This window comes from Bradyrhizobium sediminis, from assembly GCF_018736085.1.
Taxonomy (GTDB): Bacteria; Pseudomonadota; Alphaproteobacteria; order Rhizobiales; family Xanthobacteraceae; genus Bradyrhizobium; species Bradyrhizobium sediminis.
This window is the reverse complement of sequence record NZ_CP076134.1, coordinates 2,255,907-2,279,946: the sequence shown is the minus strand read 5'-3', so window position 1 is coordinate 2,279,946 and position 24,040 is coordinate 2,255,907. Positions and strand designations below refer to the sequence as shown.

26 protein-coding genes are annotated in these 24,040 nt (G+C 63.2%); 14 read left to right on the top strand and 12 right to left on the bottom strand.

Annotated elements, in window-relative coordinates:
* Positions 1–42: 42 nt before the first annotated feature.
* Entirely contained in the window at positions 43–1,107 is a 1,065-nt protein-coding gene (locus KMZ29_RS10835; RefSeq protein ID WP_215620943.1) for an IS630 family transposase, read from the bottom strand.
* Between the two features lie 332 nt (positions 1,108–1,439).
* A complete protein-coding gene (locus KMZ29_RS10830; RefSeq protein WP_215623672.1) occupies positions 1,440–1,955 on the bottom strand; it encodes an SGNH/GDSL hydrolase family protein in 516 nt (171 codons plus the stop codon).
* 332 nt (positions 1,956–2,287) lie between these two features.
* Here KMZ29_RS10830 and KMZ29_RS10825 point away from each other — a divergent pair, with 332 nt between their 5' ends.
* From KMZ29_RS10825 to KMZ29_RS10815, 3 genes are all read left to right on the top strand, one after another.
* Positions 2,288–3,067 carry an acyltransferase gene (locus KMZ29_RS10825; protein WP_215623671.1) on the top strand — a complete coding sequence of 260 codons (780 nt, stop codon included), beginning with the start codon at positions 2,288–2,290 and terminating at the stop codon, positions 3,065–3,067.
* A gap of 308 nt (positions 3,068–3,375) precedes the next feature.
* Positions 3,376–3,993: a 30S ribosomal protein S4 gene (rpsD, locus tag KMZ29_RS10820; RefSeq protein WP_215623670.1), complete on the top strand. Its 618-nt coding sequence runs from the start codon at positions 3,376–3,378 to the stop codon at positions 3,991–3,993.
* Between the two features lie 167 nt (positions 3,994–4,160).
* Positions 4,161–5,231, top strand: a complete 1,071-nt coding sequence (locus KMZ29_RS10815) for a threonine aldolase family protein (protein WP_215623669.1) — start codon at positions 4,161–4,163, stop codon at positions 5,229–5,231.
* A 140-nt stretch (positions 5,232–5,371) separates the two neighbouring features.
* On the opposite strand, the gene KMZ29_RS10810 is transcribed toward KMZ29_RS10815, so the two are convergent.
* From KMZ29_RS10810 to grxD, 5 genes are all read right to left on the bottom strand, one after another.
* Positions 5,372–5,821: a cupin domain-containing protein gene (locus KMZ29_RS10810; RefSeq protein ID WP_215623668.1), complete on the bottom strand. Its 450-nt coding sequence runs from the start codon at positions 5,819–5,821 to the stop codon at positions 5,372–5,374.
* Positions 5,822–5,978: 157 nt separating this feature from the next.
* Positions 5,979–6,902, bottom strand: a complete 924-nt coding sequence (locus KMZ29_RS10805) for a carotenoid biosynthesis protein (RefSeq protein ID WP_215623667.1) — start codon at positions 6,900–6,902, stop codon at positions 5,979–5,981.
* On the bottom strand, positions 6,899–8,200 hold the full coding sequence (locus KMZ29_RS10800; RefSeq protein ID WP_215623666.1) for a serine hydrolase domain-containing protein: 1,302 nt from the start codon (positions 8,198–8,200) through the stop codon (positions 6,899–6,901). Before KMZ29_RS10800 ends, KMZ29_RS10805 begins: the two co-directional genes overlap by 4 nt.
* Before the next feature lie 44 nt (positions 8,201–8,244).
* The gene (locus KMZ29_RS10795; protein ID WP_215624225.1) at positions 8,245–8,799 is read right to left on the bottom strand and encodes an O-acetyl-ADP-ribose deacetylase; all 555 of its coding nucleotides are present in this window, start codon (positions 8,797–8,799) and stop codon (positions 8,245–8,247) included.
* 2 nt (positions 8,800–8,801) lie between these two features.
* Positions 8,802–9,134 carry a Grx4 family monothiol glutaredoxin gene (gene grxD, locus KMZ29_RS10790; RefSeq protein ID WP_215606018.1) on the bottom strand — a complete coding sequence of 111 codons (333 nt, stop codon included), beginning with the start codon at positions 9,132–9,134 and terminating at the stop codon, positions 8,802–8,804.
* A 241-nt stretch (positions 9,135–9,375) separates the two neighbouring features.
* Here grxD and egtB point away from each other — a divergent pair, with 241 nt between their 5' ends.
* From egtB to KMZ29_RS10775, 3 genes are all read left to right on the top strand, one after another.
* Positions 9,376–10,707: an ergothioneine biosynthesis protein EgtB gene (gene egtB, locus KMZ29_RS10785; protein ID WP_369810125.1), complete on the top strand. Its 1,332-nt coding sequence runs from the start codon at positions 9,376–9,378 to the stop codon at positions 10,705–10,707.
* Between the two features lie 45 nt (positions 10,708–10,752).
* Positions 10,753–11,724 carry an L-histidine N(alpha)-methyltransferase gene (egtD, locus tag KMZ29_RS10780; RefSeq protein WP_215623664.1) on the top strand — a complete coding sequence of 324 codons (972 nt, stop codon included), beginning with the start codon at positions 10,753–10,755 and terminating at the stop codon, positions 11,722–11,724.
* 161 nt (positions 11,725–11,885) lie between these two features.
* A complete protein-coding gene (locus tag KMZ29_RS10775) occupies positions 11,886–12,425 on the top strand; it encodes a hypothetical protein (RefSeq protein WP_215623663.1) in 540 nt (179 codons plus the stop codon).
* A 31-nt stretch (positions 12,426–12,456) separates the two neighbouring features.
* Here the strand turns inward: KMZ29_RS10775 and KMZ29_RS10770 are convergent, their stop codons facing one another.
* The gene (locus KMZ29_RS10770) at positions 12,457–13,677 is read right to left on the bottom strand and encodes a low temperature requirement protein A (RefSeq protein ID WP_215623662.1); all 1,221 of its coding nucleotides are present in this window, start codon (positions 13,675–13,677) and stop codon (positions 12,457–12,459) included.
* 18 nt (positions 13,678–13,695) lie between these two features.
* Positions 13,696–13,950: a BolA family protein gene (locus KMZ29_RS10765; protein ID WP_215612498.1), complete on the bottom strand. Its 255-nt coding sequence runs from the start codon at positions 13,948–13,950 to the stop codon at positions 13,696–13,698.
* A gap of 183 nt (positions 13,951–14,133) precedes the next feature.
* Here KMZ29_RS10765 and KMZ29_RS10760 point away from each other — a divergent pair, with 183 nt between their 5' ends.
* Both KMZ29_RS10760 and KMZ29_RS10755 read left to right on the top strand, forming a co-directional pair.
* Positions 14,134–14,493 (top strand): DUF427 domain-containing protein, encoded by a 360-nt coding sequence (locus KMZ29_RS10760; protein ID WP_215623661.1) that lies wholly within the window; start codon positions 14,134–14,136, stop codon positions 14,491–14,493.
* Between the two features lie 162 nt (positions 14,494–14,655).
* Positions 14,656–15,840, top strand: coding sequence for an acyltransferase family protein (locus KMZ29_RS10755; protein ID WP_215624224.1), 1,185 nt, complete (start codon positions 14,656–14,658; stop codon positions 15,838–15,840).
* 80 nt (positions 15,841–15,920) lie between these two features.
* Here KMZ29_RS10755 and purL read toward each other — a convergent pair whose 3' ends face one another.
* Positions 15,921–18,125: a phosphoribosylformylglycinamidine synthase subunit PurL gene (purL, locus tag KMZ29_RS10750; RefSeq protein ID WP_215623660.1), complete on the bottom strand. Its 2,205-nt coding sequence runs from the start codon at positions 18,123–18,125 to the stop codon at positions 15,921–15,923.
* 180 nt (positions 18,126–18,305) lie between these two features.
* Between purL and KMZ29_RS10745 the strand changes: the two genes are divergently transcribed.
* Both KMZ29_RS10745 and KMZ29_RS10740 read left to right on the top strand, forming a co-directional pair.
* Entirely contained in the window at positions 18,306–18,794 is a 489-nt protein-coding gene (locus KMZ29_RS10745) for a PaaI family thioesterase (RefSeq protein WP_215623659.1), read from the top strand.
* 82 nt (positions 18,795–18,876) lie between these two features.
* Positions 18,877–19,884 (top strand): DMT family transporter, encoded by a 1,008-nt coding sequence (locus KMZ29_RS10740; protein ID WP_215623658.1) that lies wholly within the window; start codon positions 18,877–18,879, stop codon positions 19,882–19,884.
* 12 nt (positions 19,885–19,896) lie between these two features.
* On the opposite strand, the gene KMZ29_RS10735 is transcribed toward KMZ29_RS10740, so the two are convergent.
* Complete coding sequence (locus KMZ29_RS10735; protein ID WP_215623657.1) at positions 19,897–20,505, bottom strand: TetR/AcrR family transcriptional regulator; 609 nt, start codon at positions 20,503–20,505, stop codon at positions 19,897–19,899.
* A 159-nt stretch (positions 20,506–20,664) separates the two neighbouring features.
* On the opposite strand from KMZ29_RS10735, the gene KMZ29_RS10730 reads away from it, so the two are divergent.
* The 4 genes from KMZ29_RS10730 (at position 20,665) to KMZ29_RS10715 (ending at position 23,009) form a co-directional block, all read left to right on the top strand.
* Positions 20,665–21,120, top strand: a complete 456-nt coding sequence (locus KMZ29_RS10730; RefSeq protein ID WP_249779890.1) for an ester cyclase — start codon at positions 20,665–20,667, stop codon at positions 21,118–21,120.
* 64 nt (positions 21,121–21,184) lie between these two features.
* Positions 21,185–21,661, top strand: a complete 477-nt coding sequence (locus KMZ29_RS10725; RefSeq protein ID WP_249779889.1) for a DUF3237 domain-containing protein — start codon at positions 21,185–21,187, stop codon at positions 21,659–21,661.
* 11 nt (positions 21,662–21,672) lie between these two features.
* Positions 21,673–22,464, top strand: coding sequence for an aquaporin (locus tag KMZ29_RS10720; protein ID WP_249779888.1), 792 nt, complete (start codon positions 21,673–21,675; stop codon positions 22,462–22,464).
* Between the two features lie 59 nt (positions 22,465–22,523).
* Positions 22,524–23,009 carry a GFA family protein gene (locus KMZ29_RS10715; protein ID WP_215623654.1) on the top strand — a complete coding sequence of 162 codons (486 nt, stop codon included), beginning with the start codon at positions 22,524–22,526 and terminating at the stop codon, positions 23,007–23,009.
* Between the two features lie 26 nt (positions 23,010–23,035).
* On the opposite strand, the gene KMZ29_RS10710 is transcribed toward KMZ29_RS10715, so the two are convergent.
* The gene (locus KMZ29_RS10710) at positions 23,036–24,016 is read right to left on the bottom strand and encodes a tripartite tricarboxylate transporter substrate binding protein BugD (protein ID WP_215623653.1); all 981 of its coding nucleotides are present in this window, start codon (positions 24,014–24,016) and stop codon (positions 23,036–23,038) included.
* Between the last annotated feature and the right edge of the window lie 24 nt (positions 24,017–24,040).

Here is a 24,040-nt window from a genome sequence, read left to right as displayed (position 1 = left end):
CCACGCGCTTTCCCTCAACCGCGGCGCTGCTAGTACCCGGAATCATAAGTCACTAAGACGGCGTCCTTTGACGCGGCGCTGGTGGACTTTGGATTTTGTCCAGATGAACGGCTCCGCATGTTTGTTGTAGGCTTTGACGAAGGCATTAATGTGCTGCTTGAGTTGCTCGACCGAGGTGAATGATGCGCCGGTCAGCGACTGGCCCTGCAAGATGGAGAACCAGCCCTCGACCTGATTGAGCCACGAGGCGCGTGTCGGCGTAAAGTGGAATGTCACAAGCGGGTGGCGTTTCAGCCATTCGTCGTTCTTCTGGTGCGTATTCAGATTGTCGAGGATGACCTTGAGCCGTGCCTTTGGATAGGCGGCGACGACGTCATCCATGAAGTCGAGGAATTCCTTGCGGCGACGGCGTTTCTTGTGTGTGGCCCGGACCTTGCCAGTGGCGACCTCAAAGGCGGCAAACAGGGTTGTCGTGCCATGCCGCTTGTAGTCGTGGCTTTGCCCGGTCAGGGCGCGCCCGTTCGGCAGTTTCAAGTAACCCTGCGCCCGTTCAAGTGCCTGGATCGACGGTTTCTCATCGACGCACAGGACGATCGCGTTCTTCGGCGGCGCCAGATAGAGGCCGACCACATCGGCGGCCTTTGCCGCAAAATCCGGGTCGTTGCTCTCGCACCAGCTTTTGCGTCCGGCCAGATCGATCTTCTGCTTGCGCAGCGATCGCCAAACATACTGCACATCGACGTCGCCCAAAGCCCGCGCGATCAGTGGCCCGTTCCAGCGTGCAAAACCCTTGGGCGGCGGCTGGTCGAGAACCTTGCGAATGCGCTGGTCGGTCGCCTCGTCGTAGATCGGCGGGGTGCCGGACCGCAGCCGATCCTCCAGCCCATCAAGGCCTTCGCGCGCGTAACGGATACGCCACAAGCTGACCGTGGTCGGCGTCGTCTCCAGCTCGCGGGCGATCTCCCGTGTCGCGTGCCCGCCGGCCGCCTCCAACACGATCCGTATCCGCAACAGCTGCCGCTGCTCGGTGCTGCCGGCGCGCAACCGCGCTTCAAGGATCGCGCGATCTCCCGGCCGCAGCCGGACTTTCATGGCATCGCTTATCATGCCATCTTGAATCACGCCGCAACGCCGCACGATAGTGCAAATATGACTCAGTCACTTCGGATAGTGGGTACTAGTCTCCCTGCACAGGGAGAAAAGAAAACATGATCAAGAAAATCGTATCAACCGGCGTCATCATTCCGGCGAACGAACCCCCGCCGGGACGATGTTGTTTCCGGACAGCAGACCGAGAACGCGTTCGGCGACGAGCTTGTGGCCCGGACCTTGAGGTGGACCGCGGACACGAGCCGGGCGAGCCATAGATGGCGCACCAGCCAGTCTTCCTTGATGACCTGCAGGCGCGACTTGGGCACCGGCTGTCCTCGGAGCACCAGCTAGCCATCCGCAGCCGCGACGAAATAGGGCTTCTGATAGCCCTCGTAACGAATATTGGTGCTGTTATCCTGGCGATCGTTCTGGGTGCAGAAAATCAGCACCACCACGGCCGGCTGGATCTTCGGCCATAGCCGCTGCAGCAGCAGATACTCCTGGTCGGTGCCGAATCCCGAAACACCCGCGGCGACGATGTTGTGACCGGGGATGCGCTTTCTCAGCAAGTCGCTGAAGCGCTGATCGGCCTCGGCATCCAGCCCCCAAACGAAGGAATCGCCGAGGAACATAATGGTCGTTCGGGAATCGCGAATGAACTCGATGTCGCGCAGACCAAGGCTGTTGTGTTGGACGCGGCGATAGCTCAGCGAACGCTCGTTGACGCCCTCGCGCAACTCCCGGAAGTCGGCAATGCGGAGAAAGCTTTCCAGCGCGGCCAGGGTCGCAGTCGTCACCGCCAATGCAACGACGGCCGGACGGAGTATTTTCCGGGGTCGCCCAGCCTTGGCGAGATCATTCATCGTTTCACCGGCACTCTCGGTCAAGATGCAGGCGCAGTGGCTGGGCCAAATCCAGATTCACCCCGGATCGGATGCGGCACACTCGCCCTGGCGCCATCGTCCGACGGTCCAACAAAACCGGACCTGCAGGGGTGCCTGCAATGTGCCTGAGGCTACAGGTCCACGCCAGAATCTCAAGCACATTCAAGGTATTTATGATAAGAGACGCCGAGGCAGCTTTGATTGATTGATAGCAAGGACTGGCGTCAGCTCCGTCTGTTCGTGCTAGATGGTGGCTTGGCGGACGAGGTAATCCGGCTCCCCTTTGCTGTTGCGGAAATCTGAGTGGAACGATGCGCGGAACGGTTCGAAAAATTTCAATGCCGCGCCGCCTCGTCGCTGACCTCATGCACGCATCGATCGGCGTACCCTTTGTTTCGCTCACCCGCGCCCTCGACGTCAGGCCATTGCTGGAGGCCCGCGCGCTCGCGATGCAGCCGCCCGGCTGGGCCGCGATCTTCGTCAAGGCGTTCGCGCTGGTGGCGAAGGATGAGCCCGTCCTGCGCACGCTCTACGCCAAATGGCCGTGGCCGAGTTTTTACGAACTGCCGCGCAGCATCGCGATGGTTGCCATCGCGCGAGTCGAGGACGGCCACGATTGTGTCTTGCCGCAAAAGGTCCCCTCGGCGGACGTATCGCCGTTGAGCGAAATCGATGCGCAGATCCGGCACGCCAAGAATGCGCCGGCCGGCGAGGTACCGGCCTTTCGCAAGATATTGCGGGTGACGCGGCTGCCGCTGCCGCTGCGGCGGTTCATGTGGCTGGTGGGGCTGAATTTCGGCCGCCAGCGCGCCAACTGGTTCGGCAGTTTTGGCGTGACCTCGGTGGCCGCCTACGGGGCGGGTGAGCTGCACGCGCTGAGCCCGGGGCCATTCATCCTCAGTTACGGCGTGGTCGAGCCTGACCAGACCATCAATGTCGCGATCCGCTGGGATCACCGGATCACCGACGCGGCCCTGATCGCCAAGGCCCTGACCCGCCTGGAACAGGTGCTGAACAGCGAGATCGCAGCCGAATTGCGCGGCCAGAGCCAGCAGGCCGAGCAAAAGCCGGTTCGGGCGGTCGCGACCTGACGGCCGGAAAGGCCGTCATTCCGGGATGGTCCGCAGGACCAGACCCGGAATCTCAAGATTCCGGGTTCGTCGCTACCGCGACGCCCCGGAATGACGGTTCCATTACCCAAACAGGCTCCTTCCAATTGACATAGCAGCGGTTTCTCCCTAGAAAACGCCTGCTCGCGGGCCGGTTTCGGCCCGCGTTGCGTTTCGCGACCCGTGGCCCATCCCTTCAAGCTTTGGGGGTTGGGCCTGTCGGCACCGGGAACTTCCCGGCGCACAGGAGGGCGCGTTTCCTCAAAACTCAAACCTTCAAAGAGGACGCGATGACTAAGCGCAGTGAGGCGAAATACAAGATCGATCGCCGTATGGGCCAGAACATCTGGGGCCGCCCGAAGAGCCCCGTGAACCGCCGCGAATATGGCCCCGGCCAGCACGGCCAGCGCCGCAAGGGCAAGCTCTCCGACTTCGGCGTGCAGCTGCGCGCCAAACAGAAGCTGAAGGGCTACTACGCCAATATTTCCGAGCGCCAGTTCCACGGCATCTACGTCGAAGCCGGCCGGATGAAGGGCGACACCGGTGAAAACCTGATCGGCCTGCTGGAGCGCCGTCTCGACACCGTGGTCTATCGTGCCAAGTTCGTGGCCACCATGTTCGCCGCGCGCCAGTTCATCAACCACGGCCACATCAAGGTGAACGGCCGCCGCGTCAACATCGCGAGCTACAAGGTCAAGGTCGGCGACCTCATCGAGGTCAAGGAATCCTCCAAGCAGCTCACCGTGGTTCTCGAAGCGAGCCAACTCTCGGAGCGCGACGTGCCCGACTTCCTCGAAGTCGATCACGGCAAGATGACCGCGAAGTTCGCCCGCATCCCCGCGCTCTCAGACGTGCCGTTCGCGGTGCAGATGGAACCGCATCTGATCGTCGAATTCTATTCGCGCTGATTTTTTCCTCGGCGTCACGTGAAAAGGCCCCGGTTTTGCCGGGGCCTTATTGTTTCGTCATGCCGGGCTTGTCCCGGCCATCCACGTCTCTATGGTCGCACCGGCAAGCAAGACCGTGGATGGCCGGGACAAGCCCGGCCATGACGTTGAGTTGAAGAGAACCCGCCATGACCTATTACACCCCAGCCCCACCGGATCCGAAAGCCCCGCCGGTCCGCATCAACCTGCTGTCGGATACCCAGACCCGCCCGACTTCAGGCATGCGCGAGGCGATCGCGCGGGCCGAGGTCGGCGACGAGCAGATCGGCGACGATCCGACCGTGAACCTGTTGTGCGAGCGGGTGGCGGATCTGCTCGGCAAGGAGGCCGCCGTGTTCCTGCCATCGGGCACCATGTGCAACGTCACCGCGACGCTGGTGCATTGCCGGCCCGGCGACGAGATCCTGGCGCATGAGAGCGCGCACATCATCGCCCGCGAAGGCGGCGCCCATGCCGCGCTCGGCGGTTTCCAGATCACGCCGCTCAAGGGCCCCGATGGTCAATTTTCGCCCGACGCCCTTCGTGCGGCGCTGCACCCGCGCTCGCGCTACCAGCCGCCGCAGACCGTGGTCAGCGTCGAACAAACCGCCAATATCGGCGGCGGCACGATCTGGAAGAAAGCCGACCTCGACGAGGTCGTGCAAATCGCCAAATCGAACGGCATGGCCACCCACATGGACGGCGCGCGGCTCTTGAACGCCTGCGTCGCCACCGGCATCAATGCGCGCGACATGGCGGCGGGCTGGGACTCGGCCTGGATCGATTTCTCCAAGGGATTGGGCGCACCGGTCGGCGCCGCCATCGCCGGCAGCAGCGACTTCATCGACGAGGTCTGGCGCTGGAAGCAGCGGCTCGGCGGCTCGATGCGCCAGGCCGGCATCTGTGCCGCAGCCTGCGTCTACGCACTCGACCACCATGTCGACCGGCTGGACGACGATCACGCCAACGCCCGCGCGCTGGCGCGGGGCTTGTCGCAAATCCAGGGCGTCGAAGTGCAGCAGCCCGAGACCAACCTCGTGTTCTTCAAGCCCGACGGCGCCGGCGTCACCGGCGACGACATGGTCCGTGGCTTACGCCAGCGCGGCGTGCTGCTCGCGATGATGGACGGCCGCATCAGGGCCTGCACCCATCTCGATGTTACCGCTGAGATGATCGAGGAAACCGTAAGCCTGGTGCGCGAGATCGTGCGGGGGGCGTAGGCAAGCGGCCCTATTCGTCGTCATTGCGAGGAGCATCAGCGACGAAGCAATCCACCCTTCTTGCCGTAGCGGCAATGGATTGCTTCGCTGCGCTCGCAATGACGAAAAGATAAGCCTGCGTGCCGAACACTGGCTATCCTTCACCCCTTCCGCGTATGCCCCCAGGTCTCGTCCCAGTCCTGGCCAGCCGCGTCGATGACGCGGCCGTCGGCTTCGAAGAACTTGTTGGGGACCTGAAAGATCGCGAGCATCAGCCCGCCCTGCGGACACCAGGCGACGTGGCGGCTGCCCTCCTCGCGCCAGATGAATTCGCCGGCCTTGCACTCGATGCCCTTGGCCGGGCCTTCCTTGTCGACCAGGCTGCCTTCGAGCACGTAGGTCTGCTCGATGTTGACGTGCTCGTGGTCGGGCAGCACCGCGCCCGGCGCGAACCGCATCAAGGCGGTCATCAGGCCTGTCTTGTGATCGAACAGCAGCGTCTTGGCTTCGCAGCCGGGGAAGCGGGTCTTCTGCCACTCCATGCTGTCGGGACGAACGAGATGGGAATGCGTGTCGGCGGTCTGCGGGCCCTTCGACGTCACGGCGTCCATGGCGATGCTTCCTTCCGTTTATTGTTATGGCAGCAATGATAGCAGCTTTGCCCGCACCCGCCAGCCGGGCGCTGGCGCGAAACCCGATCCCGCTTCGCATCGCAGCAGAGCGCGATGCTGCCCTCATCCGGCGGGCTTGCGCGCGGCATGTTCCTCCTCAACCACGATCAATTCTTGTGTGCAGATTGTCCGTTGCTAGACGCAGCGCCGTGAGCATCGACGTGAAGAACATTGTGAATAGCATGGTCACGACCGCGGATTCACGCAGATCCTGCACGCGCCAAATATGGTTGGTCGCGTCGACCACTTCGCCACTTTGACCTATCAGCCATGGCGTAACATGAGTGAGGCCCGCGCTGAGATAGAACAAGATTGCCACAAGGGTGAGCGCGCGCCTTCGCCCAATCGTCGGCACCGATACGATGCGCCGGCTGAGATAGATTGCGAACGCCTGATAGAACAGCCATGCAGTTAGCAGCCAGCCGAGGTAATTCGATAGCGGCACGCCGAAATGAGCCCCGCCGTCATGCCATATCCAGGCCCTGGAGATTGTCGCCTCGGGCGGGTCCATAACCACGTCCCATTGCGCCATCACGAACGCTGCAACGATGGGCAGTGCGATAATTTCGAATTTTCTGTTCAAACGCAGATCAGCGCCGCCAAGCAGAGCCGCGGCAATGATCCATGAGAAATACCCCATGCCGAACCACAGCGGGCCGACGATAATCGGGACGGCACCGACATGCGTCAGGTCGGCTCCGACCTCAAAATGGTAACGGCCGAAGGGTATACCCGTGGTGACACCCAAGTTCTCCATCGTGAATGCCGTAACAACGCAGATAGCCAGCAGGGCCGCTGCATCCTTCCAACCATAGAAAAATGCCGCGTGAGCACAGGCACCGGCAATTCCGATCGCAGCCAGACATTGCGCAAGAGGTGTTGGATTCCACGCGAAGCCGATCACCAGAACGAGATAGATAGCCAGAGCGAGCCACTCTGCGATAGCAAGTTTCGGAAAGCGACCCTTTCCGTCGAGTTTCGTTGTCTCCAACGCTGGCACGGCAAGTTCCGGCTCGATCATTTTCCGAGCGCCTCGTAGATCAGCGTCTTCAGCGCCAGTTGAATCCGTCCGCTCTGCGACGGCGCCTGCACCATGAAGATAGCGAACATATCGTCGCGCGGATCGATAAAGAAGAAAGTGCCGCCGGCGCCGTCCCAGCGAAATTCACCCAACGGCCAAGACGTGTTCGGCGGCACCGACGTGCGCACCGCAAAGCCGAGCCCGAAGCCGGAGGTCTCGCCGGGAAAATAGAACTGGTCGCGGGCGATGCCGGTTTCCGGGCCGATATGGTCCGACGCCATCAATGCGATGGTTTCCGGCTTAAGGTAGCGCCTGCCGTCCAGAGTGCCGCCGTTCAGCAGCATCTGTGCGAAACGGGCGTAGTCGCCGATCGTCCCGACCATGCCGGCGCCGCCGGATTCCCAGCGCCGCTGCAACATCGGATCGCGGATGCCGGCGACGGGACCGCCAAAGCGATCGTTCGGCATCGGCTGGGCAATGCGCGGCCGCTTCGACTCGTCGGCGAGGTAGAAAGCGGTTTCGGTCATGCCCAGCGGATCAATCAGCCGCTGCTTTTCAAACGCAAACAGCGATTGCCCCGATGCGACCTCGATGACGCGACCGAGCACGTCGGTCGAATGGCCGTAATCCCACGACGTCCCCGGCTGTTCGGCGAGCGGCAGCCTGGCGATACGCTCGGCGAAGGCGGCATTGTCGAAATCGCCGTCGAACAGATCGGAATTCGCATAGCGTTTTCGCACCGGACTGTCGCCATAGAAGCCATAGGTCAGGCCCGAGGTGTGGCGCAGCAGATCCTTGACGGTGATCGGCCGGTTGGCCGGCTCGAGCGCCAGCATCGGCTTTCCGCTTTCATCGCGCCTTTCGACGCCGACCTTCACGTCGGCGAAGCCGGGGATGTATTTTGACACGGGATCGTCGAGCCCGAGGTTGCCGTCCTCGACCAGCAGCATCGCCGTCACTGACGTGACGGCCTTCGACATCGAATAAATCCGGAAGATGGTGTCCGCGGTCATCGGACGCCTGCTTTCGACGTCGCGCACCCCGAAGCTTTCGAAAAAGACGGGACGGCCGTGTTGCTGGATCAGCATGACCGCGCCCGCGATCCTGCCGGTTGCGACCTCGTTGCGGATGAAGTCGCCGATGCGCGTCAGTTTGTCGGGCGAGAAGCTCGACCGGACGACAGGCGATGATTCGGCAGCGGCGGTGTTCGGCCGAACGACGGCCGCGAGAAGCAGCAGCGCAAGCACGGCTGCAACCGGGCGCCTCCGCCCGAAGCCGTCAGTTCTCCGTCGCGTCATGGATCCGTTTCTTCATCGCCGGCCGATGCAGTCTACCGGCCGTCTCAATCGGCACAAGGGCTGCCGAAGTCAGCCATCGCCTGCGCATGCAGGGCGGCGCTCTGCCCGGAAAAGCAGCAGAAGATGATGCGGCTGAGCGCCGGCGCCGCCGGCAGCGCCGCGACCGTCGCGGAGACGGCGATGCGCGCCGCGCGAGCAGCGGGGAAACCATAGATGCCGGTGGAAATGGCAGGAAAGGCGACCGAGGCAAGGCCGTGGGCGTGGCTGAGTTCGATCGCGCTGGTGTAGCACGACGCCAGCGCGTCATCTTCGCCGGCGTTGCCGCCGCGCCAAACCGGGCCGACGGCATGAATCACATGCCGCGCCGGAAGCCGATAGCCTCTCGTGATTTTGGCGCCGCCGGTCTCGCAGCCATGGAGGGTACGGCATTCGGCGAGCAGCTCGGGCCCCGCGGCGCGGTGGATCGCGCCATCGACGCCGCCCCCGCCGAGCAGGGATGCATTCGCGGCGTTGACGATGGCGTCAACACTCAAGGTGGTGATGTCGGCGACGATGACTTCGAGACGTGCCGTGCCGATCTGGCGCGCGGCCAAGCTCAGGCCTAGGCCGCCGCGTTAACGGTGACACCCTTGTCGGCAAAAAGCTGCTGCAGCTCGCCGGCCTGGAACATCTCGCGGACGATGTCGCAGCCGCCGACGAACTCGCCCTTGACGTAAAGCTGCGGAATGGTCGGCCAGTTCGAATAGGCCTTGATGCCGTCACGCAGGTCGGCGGATTCCAGTACGTTCAGGCCCTTGTAGCCGACCCCGACGTGGTCGAGGATCTGCACCACCTGACCGGAAAAACCGCACTGCGGAAACTGCGGCGTTCCCTTCATGAACAGTACGACGTCGTTCGACTTCACTTCGTTATCGATGAATTGCTCGATGCTCATATTGGCGTCCTTTTGCGGCATAACCTTCCCGGGCCGGCGTCGACCCGTAAACCCGACACTACTTATATATGTATCCCAAACCGTTGTGCATCCAAAGTAAAATGGCGGGGAGCTGGCATGCGCAGGCTATCCGCATCCGGATATCCCCAAGGCGCGCCGGAGGGGGGCCATAGCCGGAAGGCAGCAACATCATAGCCCGTGGAGGCTTTTATCCCCGCCGGAAACCCCTATCTAGGACGGACTGTTCCCGGGGAACCGCTCTGCCAGTTCAACGTTCTCTAACCAACCGGAGACACCAGTGACGAAACCAGCATCCGCTGCGGCCGCCATCGCCGCCCCTTGCCCGTCATTATTCTCCGATTCAGGCAGCCTCACCCAGAATCTGGTGGAAGCCTATCTGATGGTCCGCAACGAGACCGAGCGCCGGGCCGCCCCGCTGTCGCCCGAGGATCAGCAGATCCAGTCGATGACGGACGCCAGCCCCGCGAAATGGCACCGCGCCCATACCACCTGGTTCTTCGAGCAATTCGTGCTCGGCGAACACTGCGATGGCTACGAGCCCTTCCACCCGGACTACGCCTTCCTGTTCAATTCCTATTATGTCAGCGCCGGCCCCAGGCACGCCCGCCACCAGCGCGGCCTTCTGACCCGCCCCGGCGCCGACGACGTCACCGCCTACCGCCGGCATGTCGATGCGGCGGTGGTGAAATTCTTCCACGAGGCCGGCGAGGACGCGCTGCGGGCGCTCGTGCCGCTGGTCGAGACCGGCCTCAACCACGAACAGCAGCATCAGGAATTGATGCTGACCGACATCCTGCATGCGTTTGCGCAAAACCCGATCCCGCCGGCTTACGATCCGGTGTGGCGCTTTCCCGCTTCGACCCGCGGTGGCGACGAAACTCGCGCCGGCGACGAATGGGCGACGCTGAACGAGGGCATCCACACCGTCGGACACACCGACGACAGCTTTCACTTCGACAATGAAAAGCCCGCACATCGCGCCCTGGTCGGGCCGGTCAGGCTGGCGCGCAACCTCATCACCAATGCCGAGTGGCTCGCCTTCATGGAAGACGGCGGCTACGCGACGGCGACGCTCTGGCTGATGGACGGTTTTGCTACCGTCGAGAAAGAGGAATGGCAGGCGCCCGGCCACTGGCGTCAGGTCGACGGCGAATGGAAGATCATGACCTTGGCCGGACTTCAGACGATCGATCCGTCAGCGCCGGTCTGCCACGTCAGCTATTATGAGGCCGATGCGTTTGCGCGCTGGCGCGGCCGGCATCTGCCGACCGAAATGGAATGGGAGGTCGCAGCCCGCGCCGGGCAGCTCAACGACGCCTTCGGGATCGTGTGGCAATGGACCCGCAGCGCCTACAGCCCCTACCCCGGTTACCGCGCGATCGAGGGCGCGCTCGGCGAATATAACGGCAAGTTCATGGTCAACCAGATGGTGCTGCGCGGCTCCTCGCTTGCAACTCCTGCCGGCCATAGCCGTATTACCTATCGCAACTTCTTTTATCCGCATCATCGCTGGCAATTCACGGGACTGCGGCTTGCCGACTACGCCACCTGATTTTTCAAATTCAATCGCGCCGGAAAGCGCGTTCTGGAGAACATCATGAATGTGCACGCCGCCGCTTTGGCCAAAGCGCATCGTTTCGACGAACAGACCTCGGCATTCGCTCAGGACGCCATCGAGGGCCTGTCGCAATTTCCGAAGCGGCTGTCGCCGAAATATTTCTATGACGCCACCGGCTCCGAGTTGTTCGAACAGATCACGGTGCTGCCGGAATATTACCCGACGCGCACCGAACTCGGTATCCTGCGCGACCGCGCCGGCGAGATCGCTTCGATCATCCCCCAAGGCGCCGCACTGGTGGAATTCGGCGCCGGCGCGACCACCAAGGTCCGGCTGCTCCTGAACCAATGCGCGCTCAGCGCCTACGTCCCCGTCGACATATCCGGCGATTTCCTGAAAGCCCAGGCCGACGCGCTGCGCCGGGATTTTCAAGCGCTGTCGGTCTATCCGGTGACGGCCGATTTTACCGCGCCGTTCGCGCTGCCCGACGCGGTCAAGGATATGCCCAAGGTCGGGTTCTTCCCGGGCTCGACGCTCGGCAATTTCGAGCCGCACGAAGCAAGCGCCTTCATGCGCAGCGCCCGCGAGATTCTCGGACAAGGCGCGCAGATGGTGATCGGCGTCGACCTCGAAAAGGACGAGCGCGTGCTGTACGACGCCTATAACGATGCCGCCGGCGTCACCGCGCGCTTCAATCTCAACGTCATGGTTCGCATCAACCGCGAACTCGGCGGCAACTTCGACACCGGCGCGTACATCCATCGCGCGATCTACAATCGCGAGCGGCATCGCATCGAGATGCACCTGATCAGCAAGAAGGCGCAGTCCGTCCGGGTGCTCGGCCGCAGCTTTTCATTCCGCCCCGGCGAAACCATCCATACCGAGAGCAGCTACAAGTACAGCCTCGACCGCTTCAACGCGCTGGCGCGCGGCTCGGGCTGGACCCCACTGGAATCCTGGACCGACGCGGATGGCATGTTCTCGGTTCATGCGCTGGTGGCCTCGGAGTGAAAGCCTCAGTCCGAAGCACGCCGACAGGCCGGTGATGAAGATCTGCCGCATCCGCATTTCGGCGGTGCCGATGCCCGGATTGACGTACGTCAAGATGCCGGCTGCGGGGTGGTGCAGTAGAGAATGATCAGGGCGGTGTTTACTGCCACATTGGTCATTTCGTGCCTTACGACGTCGAATCGCAAATCAAACGCCAAATTCTCGGGCGGGTGAAGACCGGCGGGATACTCCTTGGCGGACTGGCCATCCTGGCGGCCGTTTCGGCGTTGTTTGCAAATCCGCTGCGGGTCTTCTTTCGACTCATCGCGGTCGCCAGCATGGCGATGCTGATCCTGTCGATCGTGACGATGGTGCTGACCTTCCGCAAGGCCAAGGCGATCGAAGCGGTGGCATTGCTGCTGTCGCTTGCCGTCATTGTGATCGGCACCCTGGTCAGTCTCTGGTTCGGCGGGCGTCCGCCGCCTCTATCGATGTCGCTCGCCGCAGGTCTGGCCGGCGTATTGCAGCATGGACTGGGATGCGGCTATTCACTATGCCGAAGCCAGCCCCGCGCTGCTGGCGTCGATCAAGACCGCCAGCGATATGGAATTGACGCTGGCGGGCGGAAGCTACGCCGTCAGCCTGTCCGGGCTCACTTCGCGATTGGCATCGTTCCAGCAGTTCTGCGAAAAAGGCGTCATTGCCGACCCGGCGCATTTTAGGGAAGACTGACGCGCGATCTGCGCTGGCGGCTTACGTGCTGCCGGCTTCGGAGTGAGGCTGTTCACGCCGGGGCTTGGCGGCCTCCGATTTCAGCGAGATCGACTCCCACGCCGCGACGATGATCATGATCGCGGTGGTCACGATCGAGAGCAGCAGCGGCGACATCTCGCCGGCGAACCAGACGAGAACGCCGAGCGCAATGATGCCGACGCCGTGCGAGAGCTGCAGCCAGCCGCGAATGGTGTGCTTGAACAGGATGGTCCCGAGCAGGAACAACAGCGGTCCGCCGATCGCGCTCAGCACCGTCTTGAGATCGGAATGGCCGCCGGGATGTTTCAGCACGAGTTCGTCGGCGACCGCCGAAAGAATGATACCGGCCACGATCGGCATGTGCAGGTAGGTGTAGGCGAGCCGCGCCAGCCGCCCCGGCTCGCTCGATCTCGAAATCAGCTCGGACCCCGCCTCCGCGCCACGGTGGAAATAGATCCACCACATCGCGAGGCTGCCGATGAAGCTTGACGCGAAGGCGCCGAGTGTCTCGGCGGTCCAGGTGAGATCCGCAAAGGTCGCGCCGGTCACGACGATGGATTCGCCGAGCGCGATGATGACGAACAGCGCGCAGCGCTCGGCCATGTGGCCGCCCTCGACGGTCCAGTCCTCGATCGAGGACGCGCCGTATTTCGGGATCCAGAACCGCACCGCGGGCGAGAGATATTCGATTCCCAGCGCCACCGCCCAGAATGCCAGCCGCGCTTGCCCTTCGGCAAAGCCGCCCGCGATCCAGAACACGCCCGAGACCGACAGCCATGTCGTGATGCGGATTGCATTCAGGCGCGCCAAGGTTCGGGCGGGCGGCGTCGATACCAGCAGAAACACCGTCTTCGAAACCTGCATCGCGGCGTAGGCGACGGCGAACCAGAGCCCCCGCGATTCGAACGCCTGCGGAATCGAGGTCGAGAGCACGAGTCCGCCGAGCATCAGCACGAACAGCATGACCCGGACCGGCGTCGTTTCCGGATTGAGCCAGTTGGTGATCCAGGACGTGTAGACCCACACCCACCAGACCGCGAGAAACAACAGCGTCGTCTGCGCCGCGCCAAGCGGGGTGAAGCGGCCGAGCAGCGTGTGCGAGATCTGCGTGACCGCGAACACGAACACCAGGTCGAAGAACAGTTCAGCGTAGGTGACGCGGCTGTGCTGGTTCGGCACGAGCGGGCGAAACAGCGCGCCGTGTTGATCGTCCCCCGCCATGGCAGTGCTACCCCGGGCCTAACCTTCCGGTACCCCGGGTCCGCCAGGTACCCCGGTCTGCAGCGCCAGCGCGTGCAGCACGCCGCCCATCTGACCGCGCAGCGACTGATAGACGATCTGGTGCTGCTGGACCCTGGATTTGCCGCGGAACGACTCCGAGATCACGGTCGCGGCATAGTGGTCGCCGTCGCCGGCCAGATCGCGGATCGTCACCTCGGCGTCGGGAATTGCCGCCTTGATCATCGATTCGATATCGTGGGCGTCCATCGGCATCCAAAATCTCTCCAAATCCGGCGTTTCGAATCGCCGCCAGCTTCGCTGCGGCGGCACCGGAACTTAGCCCGGCCACCCTTCTACGTCACGCCCTGTGGCACTATATTCCCGATCCAGTCGCTGCAAAGCCCTTGATATCGCGGCTCGCGATCACAACCGGCTGACCGAAAAGGCTACCCCTCGATGAAACTCCCCGGCCCCGACCACCCCATCACCATTACAGCGAACCCGAAGCGCGTCCGCATCACCGCCGGTGGCGTCGTCATCGCCGACACCACCCAGGCGCTGACGCTGAAGGAAGCGCGCTATCCCGCCGTGCAATATGTGCCGCGCAGCGACGCCAATATGGCGCTGCTGGCGCGCACCGAGCGGGTAACGCACTGCCCCTACAAGGGAGATGCGAACTATTTCAGCATCAAGGCGAACGGCGCGACGCTGGAAAATTCGATCTGGACCTACGAGACGCCATTCCCCGCCATGGAGGAAATAACAGGCCATCTGGCGTTCTATCCGGACAGGGTGAAGATCGAGGAAGTGGGCTGAGCCCCAGATCATCCGTCATGGCCGGGCAAAAGCGCGAAGTGCGTCTTCGCGCTGGATGACTCCGCCGGCTCGCTGCAGCACCAGTCGCATTCTGATTGGGCCTTGCTGAATCCGGTTCCCGGCGGCAACATCTTGGCGATCATCATCCTTGCCGGGGCGCGCATGACCACGATCTCCCACACGGGGGCGGCCGCCGAAGTCCAGGCGGCGCCACAAGCCAAGGCGCGCGACGCCTCGCTCGACCGCACACGCACCTTCCTGACCCTTGTGGTGCTGGTCCACCATGCCGTCATTCCCTACACCTATTTCGGTCATACCGACGCCAAGTCGTTCATCGGCTTCGACATGATCGTGCTCGCCACCGACAGCTTCTTCATGGCGATGTTCTTCTTCCTGTCCGGACTGTTCGTGTGGCCGGGCCTCGGGCACAAGTCGCCAGCCATCTTCTTTCGCGACCGCCTGCTCCGGCTCGGCCTGCCCTTCGCAGTCGCCGCGTTCACGATCATCCCGATCGCCTACTACGCCATCGCGCTGCGGCAGAATCCCGACCTCGGCTTCTCGGCATTCTGGTGGAAGACGGTCACATCAGGTCCCTGGCCAAGCGGCCCGGTCTGGTTCATCTGGGTGCTGCTGGCGTTCGATCTTACCGCGAGCCTGTTGTACCGGATCTCGCCAAGGATGGTTGATCCGATCAATCGCCTGTCGCAACGCGGCTTCGAGCGGCCGGCCGACTTCTTCCTGTTTCTCACCGTGGTCACCGCCATCCTCTATATCCCGGCGCGAGTCCATTTCGGACCGGGCAAGTGGTTCGAGTTGGGACCGTTCGACATCCAAGCCAGCCGCGTGCTGCTCTATGCGGCCTACTTCTTCATCGGCGCGGGAGTGGGGGCTGCGAATTTCGAGCACGGCGTGCTGAGCGAGGACGGACGGCTGGCCAGGAGCAGCTGGGGCTGGATGGCCGTGACGCTGGTTCCGTATTGCCTGTTGTGGGGACTGATCGCCATAAAGCGCGAAATACTGGACAATCCCGTCGTCCTGCCCAATTGGTACGAAGCTAGTTACGGCCTGCTCTTCGTCGCCTTCAGCGCGGCCATCCTGTTCGCGATCCTGGCGTATTTCCTGCGGTTCAAGCGATCGGGCTGGAGCATGCTCGACCCGATGCAGGCTGACGCCTATGGGATGTTCCTCGTGCACTACCCGATCGTGCTCTGGCTGCAATACTGGCTGTTCGACTACGACCTGCCCGCGGTCGCCAAGGCGCTGATCGCGTTCGTGCTGACCGTCGCCTTCAGTTGGGCGGCGACGCGGGCGCTACGGCAGATCCCGGGCGCGTCGAAGGTGCTATAAAGCGAAGCAATCCATCCATCAGCACGGCTGGAATGACGTGTGGATTGCTGCGCTCCTCGCAATGACGATAAACGGTGAGATTAGACCGCGCCGTTCATGTAGGCCGGCAACCAGCTTTCAAAACGGTGCTCGAGGCCCTTCACCGTCACCGGCGCCTCGCCGACGATGCTGATCGCGTCGCCGCCGGTGGTGCCGATCCGCGCGCAGGGCACGCCGGCGCCCCGCATCTTCGCCAGCACCAGGCCGGCCTGTTCCTCCGGCACCGTCACGATATAGCGCGCCTGGTCCTCGCCGAACCAATAAGCATGCGGCACGATCGCGCCCGGCGCCGCCAACAGCTTCGCGCCGATGCCGCTCGAGATCGCCATTTCCGCCAGCGCGATCAACAGCCCGCCGTCGGAAAGGTCGTGGGCGGCGGTCGCGGTGCCGGCATGGATCATGCCGCGCACCACGTCGCCATTACGCTTTTCGGCCGCGAGATCGACCGGCGGCGGCGCTCCCTCTTCTCGGCCGCAGATGTCGCGCAGATAAACCGATTGCCCGAGCCAGCCATGGGTCTCGCCGATCAACAGGATCGCTTCGCCCTCGGCCTTGAACGCCAATGTCGCGGATTTGGTGAAGTCGTCGAGCAGCCCGACGCCGCCGATCGACGGCGTCGGCAGGATGCCGCGGCCGTTGGTCTCGTTGTAGAGCGAGACGTTACCGGACACGACCGGGAAGTCGAGCGTGCGGCAGGCTTCCGAAATGCCCTTCAGGCAGCCGACGAACTGGCCCATGATTTCCGGCCGCTCCGGATTGCCGAAATTGAGATTGTCGGTGATCGCCAGCGGCCGCCCGCCGACCGCGGTGATATTGCGCCAGGCCTCCGCCACCGCCTGCTTGCCGCCCTGATAAGGATCGGCCTCGCAATAGCGCGGCGTCACATCAACGGTCAGCGCCAGCCCCTTCGGCCCGTCCTGCACCCGCACGACAGCGGCGTCGCCGCCGGGGCGCTGCACGGTGTTGCCCAAAATAACGTGATCATACTGCTCCCACACCCAGCGCTTCGAACACAGCTCGGGCGTGGCGATCAGTTTTTCCAGCGCAGGCATGATTCCGATCGGCGGCGTCACGTCGCGCGCATGGATCACAGGCAGCGGTTGCGACGGCACGTGCGGCCGGTCGTACAGCGGCGCTTCGTCGCCCAGTTCCTTGATCGGCAGATCGGCCATGACGTCGCCGCCATGCTTGACGACAAAACGCTTGCTCGGCGTGGTGTAGCCGACCACGGCGAAATCCAGCCCCCATTTCTTGAAGATCGCCTCGGCCTGCTTTTCCTTTTCGGGCTTCAGCACCATGAGCATGCGCTCCTGGCTTTCCGACAGCATCATCTCATAGGCGCTCATGCCGGTTTCGCGGGTCGGCACCGCGTCGAGATCGAGATCGACGCCGAGGTCGCCCTTGGCGCCCATCTCCACCGCCGAGCAGGTCAGCCCCGCCGCGCCCATGTCCTGGATCGCGATCACGCAATCGGCTTCCATGATTTCGAGGCAGGCTTCCAGCAGCAGTTTTTCGGCGAAGGGATCGCCGACCTGCACCGTCGGCCGCTTCTCGGCGGAGTCGTCGTCGAATTCGGCCGACGCCATCGAGGCGCCGTGAATGCCGTCGCGGCCGGTTTTCGAGCCCAGATAGACGATCGGCATGTTCACGCCGGAGGCCGCCGCATAGAATATCTTGTCGCTGTCGGCGAGGCCGACCGCCATCGCATTGACCAGGATATTGCCGTCATAGCGGGTGTGGAAACGCACCTGGCCGCCGACCGTGGGCACGCCGAACGAATTGCCGTAGCCGCCGACGCCGGCCACGACGCCCGACACCAGATGGCGCGTCTTGGGATGTTCCGGCGCGCCGAACGAGAGCGCATTGAGGCAGGCGATCGGGCGCGCGCCCATCGTGAACACATCGCGCAAAATGCCACCGACGCCGGTGGTCGCGCCCTGATAGGGCTCGATGTAGCTCGGATGGTTGTGGCTCTCCATCTTGAAGACCACCGCCTGGCCGTCGCCGATATCGATCACGCCGGCGTTCTCGCCCGGCCCCTGGATCACCCAGGGCGCCTTGGTCGGCAGGCCCCGAAGATGGATACGTGAGGACTTGTACGAGCAGTGCTCGTTCCACATCGCCGAGAAAATCCCGAGCTCGGTGAAGGTCGGCACCCGGCCGATCAGCTTGAGAATGCGCTCATACTCGTCGGGCTTGAGGCCGTGGCTGGCGACGAGTTCGGGGGTAATCTGGGGCTGGTTCATGAGGCTCTTTGGGCGATTGAGGTCCCCTTATTAGGGAGATCGGAGGGGCCGGAAAAGGCCTTTTTAGGCGCATTTTCCCGCTGTCCATAGATTTGCGGGCGGTCCATGCATTGTCGGGGTTTGCACATCAGTTCTGGATCGGATTTAAGGATTCAAACCCTCAATTGAAGGCCTTTTCACTTGGACGACATCACCAAATCCGCATTCCTCCACCGTCCCGATCTGCACGTCGAAACCGAGGGCGAATTCGCCGGCTGGCGCACCTGGATCCGCGACCACTTCGAATCCCATACCGGGCCGTTCTGGCACCGGATGGAGGACGACGGCAGCGTGCGTTGTGCGTTCCGGGTCGAGAAGAAGCACCTCAACGGCATGCGCAACGTCCATGGCGGCTGCTTCATGACGTTTGCGGACTACTGCCTGTTCGCCTTTGCCGCACCCGTGCTGCAGGGTCCGGGAGTGACGGTATCGTTCGGCTGCGAATTTCTCGACGGCGCGCGCGAAGGCGAGCTGGTCGAGGGTACCGGCGAGGTCATGCGGGCCGGCGGCTCGATGATCTTCCTGCGCGGCGTGCTGAAAGCCGGCGAGCGGACGCTATTCACCTTTTCCGGCACCATCAAGCGGGTGAAGTGGAAGCCGCCGGCAAAGGCGGGCGCGGTTGCCACCTGATTCGACCCGGCCTCTCTCAATCCCCGGCGTTTCCTGACTTGTGAGCGGCCGGCGCGCCGGGAGAATTGAGTTGCTCAAGAAAATGGCAGCGATAGAAGGCGACCCACCACCCGCGCCACCGGATCCAGCCCGGTCTCCAAGGGCCCCTCACCGCTGGCGCGATTACGCGCTGCTGCTGGCGCTGGCGTGCTGCTGGAGTTCGACCTATCCGCTGACCAAGATCGGCCTCGGCTCGATCCCTCCGATCACCTTCATCTCGGCGCGCTCGCTGATCGCCGCCGGCTTTCTGCTCATGATTTTGCGCGCGCGGGGCATGCGAATTCCGGCCGATGCCAGGGCCTGGAAACTGTTCGCCCAGCAGCAGACCATCAATTCGACGATTCCGTTCCTGATGATCACCTGGGCGCAGCAATATGTGGCGGCGGCGCCGACCGTGGTGCTGGCGTCGACCACGCCGATCTTCGCCTTCCTCATCACCTGGGGCATCACCCGGCATGAACCGGCCACGCTCCTGAAACTCGCCGGCGCCGTGCTGGGGCTCGCCGGAACCGCCGTCATCATCGGCCTCGACTCGCTCGGCGGACTCGGCGGCAATATCTTCGCCGAGATGGTCATCCTGGTCGCCACCGTCTCCTTTGCCTGCGCCACGATCTTCGGGCTGCGGCTGACCGAGTACGACCCGATGGTGGTGGCGGCGGGCTCGCTGCTGTTCGGCGGTCTCATCCTGCTGCCGGCGGCGCTGATCGTCGAGCACCCCTGGACCTTGCGGCCGACGCCGGAAGCGCTCGCCGCCACCGTCACCATGGGAATTTTCTCGAGTGCGCTCGGATTGATGCTGTTCTACATGTGCCTGACGCGATTGGGCACGCTGACCACCAACGCGCAGGGCTATTTGCGCATTCCGATCGGCGTCGGCCTGTCGGTCGTGCTGCTCGGCGAAACCGTACCGTCGAACCTGGCGCTCGGATTGCTGCTGGTGATGGCCGGCGTCGCCGCCATGACCGTCCCCGGCGGCGGCTACGGACGAAGGATCGACCAGTTCCGCGCAAGACTGAACGGACGCAAGTCCGGGCCAGCCGCGGAGCAATGAGGCGGACGCCAATCATCCCCGGCGGAAGGCGCCGAGCAGGCTGCCGATGATCTTCTGTCCACGCTCTCGCAGTTTCTTGGGGTGGTCCGCCTCCGGCAGCATGAGCGCCATCTTGCAGATCATGGCGTCTACCATGCGGCTGAGAAGATCGATGTCCTCGAAATCGAGTTCGCCCTCGCGCTTCAGGGCGTTCAGGGTCGCGGTGAGAAGCGCCATCGGATAGGCCTCTTCGATTTCCCGATAGCGCTCGTTGCCAAGCACCGCCGCCGCCTCCTGGATGACAATGCGCCCGTAAGCCGGCTCGAGACAGGCGTCCAGATACGCGTCGATCCCCACGCTCAGACGTTCCCATATCTTCCGCTGCGCCCGGGCCCGTTCGCCGATCTTGGCAGCCGCCTCCGATTGCAGGGACACGACGACGGCATCGAACAGGGCCTTCTTGTCATCGAAGTGGTGATAGAAGGCGCCTCGCGTCACCCGCGCCGCCCGCGAGATCGTCTCGATTCCAGCCGCCTGATAGCCCTCCTTCGCAAATACATCACGGCCGGCCGACAGCAGCGCCAGTCGGGTTGCCTCCGTGTACTCCTCGCGCCGACTTCGCTCAGGTTTGCTCTTGTCCATGAAGGCAACATACCGCTTGACGTCGTTTAGTCTCTCAATATATTACATACATTCGGTATGTTAAAGACATCTCGAATGTTTGTACGGCCGACTGCCACCCAGGCATCCGGAATGAGCGTGACATGCCGCAGATCGGAGGATCACATGAACGGCAATCGGATGTTCGAACTGGCGCAGGCGCTGGCGGTCGCCAAGAGCCGCCAGGACCTGCCTGCGGCTTTAAGACTTCTCCACTCCGAAATGCTGCTTGAGAGCCCGGCCTTCGGGACGATGGCGCGGGGCCTCGCCGAGAACGAGAAGGCGCTGACCAGGTTCTTCGCGTCCTTTCCTGACTACAACGTCGCCCTGCAAGGTCGCGCCAGCAACGACGATGCGTTGATCTGCTGGGGCACGGTGCACATGACCATGACCGGCGATCGGTTCGGCGTAGTCCCCAACGGCAGGCGCGCTGAGCTGCCGGTATACATCCAATTCGCCTTCAAGGACGACCTGATTGCCGGCGAACGGTTCTTCTTTGACCTGTCGGCGCTCTGCGCCCAATCCGGCGTGTCCACCGACGCGGTCCGGCGAAAGATCTTCGGAGACGCCGCCGCTGCACAGCTCGCGGCCGAATAGCGCGCGGCATCCGCATCACCCTCCCCGCAATTGAAGGCAACGACTCATGACATCAGACCCACGCGTGAAGGCCATCGGCGACATCGAGACCACCCACCTGTTCGACATCGTCATCGATTTGAATCCGCGGCTGAATATCGGCGACGGCCCGCTGGGTCGGCGGATTTTGTTCGGCGCTGCCGGCGGCACCTTCGAAGGCCCCAAATTGCGTGGCGAGGTTCTCGCTGGCGGCGGCGACTGGGCCTTGTTTCGTGCCGACGGAGCTATGACGCTGGACGTGCGATTGACCCTGCGCACCCATGATGACGCTCTGGTGCACATGACCTACGGCGGCCGCTGGATCACGCCGCCCGAACTGCGAGCCGACATGGCCGATCCGGTCAAAAGATATCAGGTCGATCCTGCTCGCTACTACTTCCGGACCAACCCTCTGTTCGAAACGGGAGCGAAGCAATACGCCTGGCTGAACGACATTGTCTGCGTAGGGTCGGGATATCTGATCGAAGGCGGGATTGCCTACAAGGTCTCTCAGGTCACCTGAGGACAGATGGCATGGCCGGCAAGATGCAACAGCGATACGCCGAGGTCTTTCATGGCATCGGTGTTGCGGAGACGACCAATGCGCGCGGCGCGGTCCAATTGATATCGCTCCGGCGTCGCCTGACGGCGGAGGCGCTCGGGACGGGATTCCTGCTTGTTGCGGTGGTCGGCTCCGGAATTCTGGGAGAACGCCTTTCTGCCGGGAATGCCGCGATCGCGCTGCTTGCCAACGCGCTGGCGACAGCAGCCGCGCTGTTCGCCTTGATCGAATGGTTTGCGCCGCTTTCAGGCGCGCACTTCAATCCGCTGATCACATTTGCGATGGCGATCCGCGGCGATATCTCGCCCCGCGCCGCTGTGGCCTATATGCCGATCCAGATTGCCGGGGCCGTGATCGGAGTGGGTGTAGCGCACCTCATGTTTGACGTGCCGGTGTTTTCCCTGTCGAGACATGTGCGAAGCGGGCCATCGCAGCTGTTCAGCGAATTCGTGTCGACCTTTGGCCTGGTGGGCATTGTCTGGACATGTTCGCTGACGCGCCCTTCTTCGGTCGCGGGCGCGGTTGCCGCCTATATAGGCGGAGCCTTCTGGTTTACGGCGACCGACTTCGCAAATCCCGCGGTGACCGTCGCCCGGGCCCTCACCGATACGTTCGCCGGCATCCGACCGTCGGATGTTGTTGGCTTCGTTGCCGCCGAAGCCGCAGGCGCACTGGCTGCGATAGCCGTTTTCCGGTGGCTTGTGCCGAACGCAGGCATAGCCATCTGCCAGCCGGGTTTGACGGCAGGATCAGGCATTCGCTAACCTGGCAGCAACCTCGGTTGTCTGCCTCGATGACGAGGCCGCTACGATGGAGCATGGTCATGAGCACATTCGCAATCGAGGGCGGCTGCACGTGCGGGAACGTCCGCTACCGCATGACGGAGCGTCCCCTCTTCGTTCACTGCTGTCATTGCCGATGGTGCCAGCGCGAAAGCGGCGCATCGTTTGCGCTCAATGCCATGATCGAAGCCGACCGGGTCGAACTACTCTCCGGCGAGCCTGAAATCGTCGTGACTCCTTCTCTCAGCGGCAAGGGCCAGAAGATTTCACGATGCCCCAAATGCCGTATCGCGGTCTGGAGTAACTTCGCGGGTTCGGGCGATCGCTTCCGCTTCGTTCGCGTCGGTACGCTCGACACGCCGGATGCGCTACCGCCGAACGTTCACATTTTCACGATGTCGAAGCAGCCATGGATCGTGTTACCCTCCAACGTGCCCGCCGTCGAAGAGTTCTATGACAGGGAAGAGATCTGGCCCGCGGCCAGTCTCGCGAGGTGGCGGGCGATGACCGGTTCTGGCCCCAGCTGACAGAGTGATTGCCTTCGAAAAACGATTTACCTCTTCTCCTCCAGCAGCTTGCGATACTTTTCGACGTCTCGCGTCACCAGCTGCTGCAAGACTTCCGGGGCGTGCTCGTTGGCATCGGGTGCGACCGTCGACAGATCGGCAAAGCGCTTCTTGACCTGCTCGCTCTCCACCGCCGTGCGCGCAGATGCGTTCAACTTGGCGATAATCTCGGGCGGCGTGCCCTTCGGCGCAAACAGGCCGTTCCAGCCTTGCGCCTCGAATTCGGGAAGGCCGGCTTCGGCCGAGGTCGGCAAATCCGGCAACGTCGAAAGCCGCACGGTCGAGCCGACCACCAACCCCTTCACCAGTTTGTCGCCGATCGGCTGGGAAACGGAAGCTGCGGCGTCGCAGACGCCGTCGATCTGGCCGCCGATCGCATCCGTCAAAGCCGGCGCAGCACCACGATAGCCGACCAGTTGCACATCGATGCCTGCCGCCCGCACGAAGCTCTTGCAGATCAGGAAGTTCGACGAGCCGACGCCGGCATGACCGAGATTGATCCTGCCGGGATTGCTCCTGGCGTAGGCGATGAACTCCTTGAGGTCTTTGGCCGGAAAGTCCTTGCGCAGCGCCACGATGCCGAAAGTCTTCGCCACCATGGCGATCGGCGCGAAGGAGTCGGGCGTGAACGGCAACTTCGGGTAGATGGTGTAGGAGGCGGCGCTGGTGCCGGCGTTGCCGATTGCGATGGTGTAGCCATCCGCTTCCGCGCGCGCGGCCCGTGTCAACGCGGTTGAGCCACCGGCACCGGCGATATTCTCGATCACGATGGTCTGTCCGAGCGATGCGCCCATCTGTTCGGCGACCGTGCGCGCGATGACGTCGGAGGTGCCGCCGGCCGCGAACGGCACGATCATGGTGATGGGACGCTTCGGGTAGTCCTGAGCCTGGGCGGCAGCGGCAAACGAAAGCACCGCGACGACTGCAAGCAGCCGCGCCCTGACTTTATTTTGATGCGTTTTCTTCACGCGAACCGGTCCCCACTTCGCTTG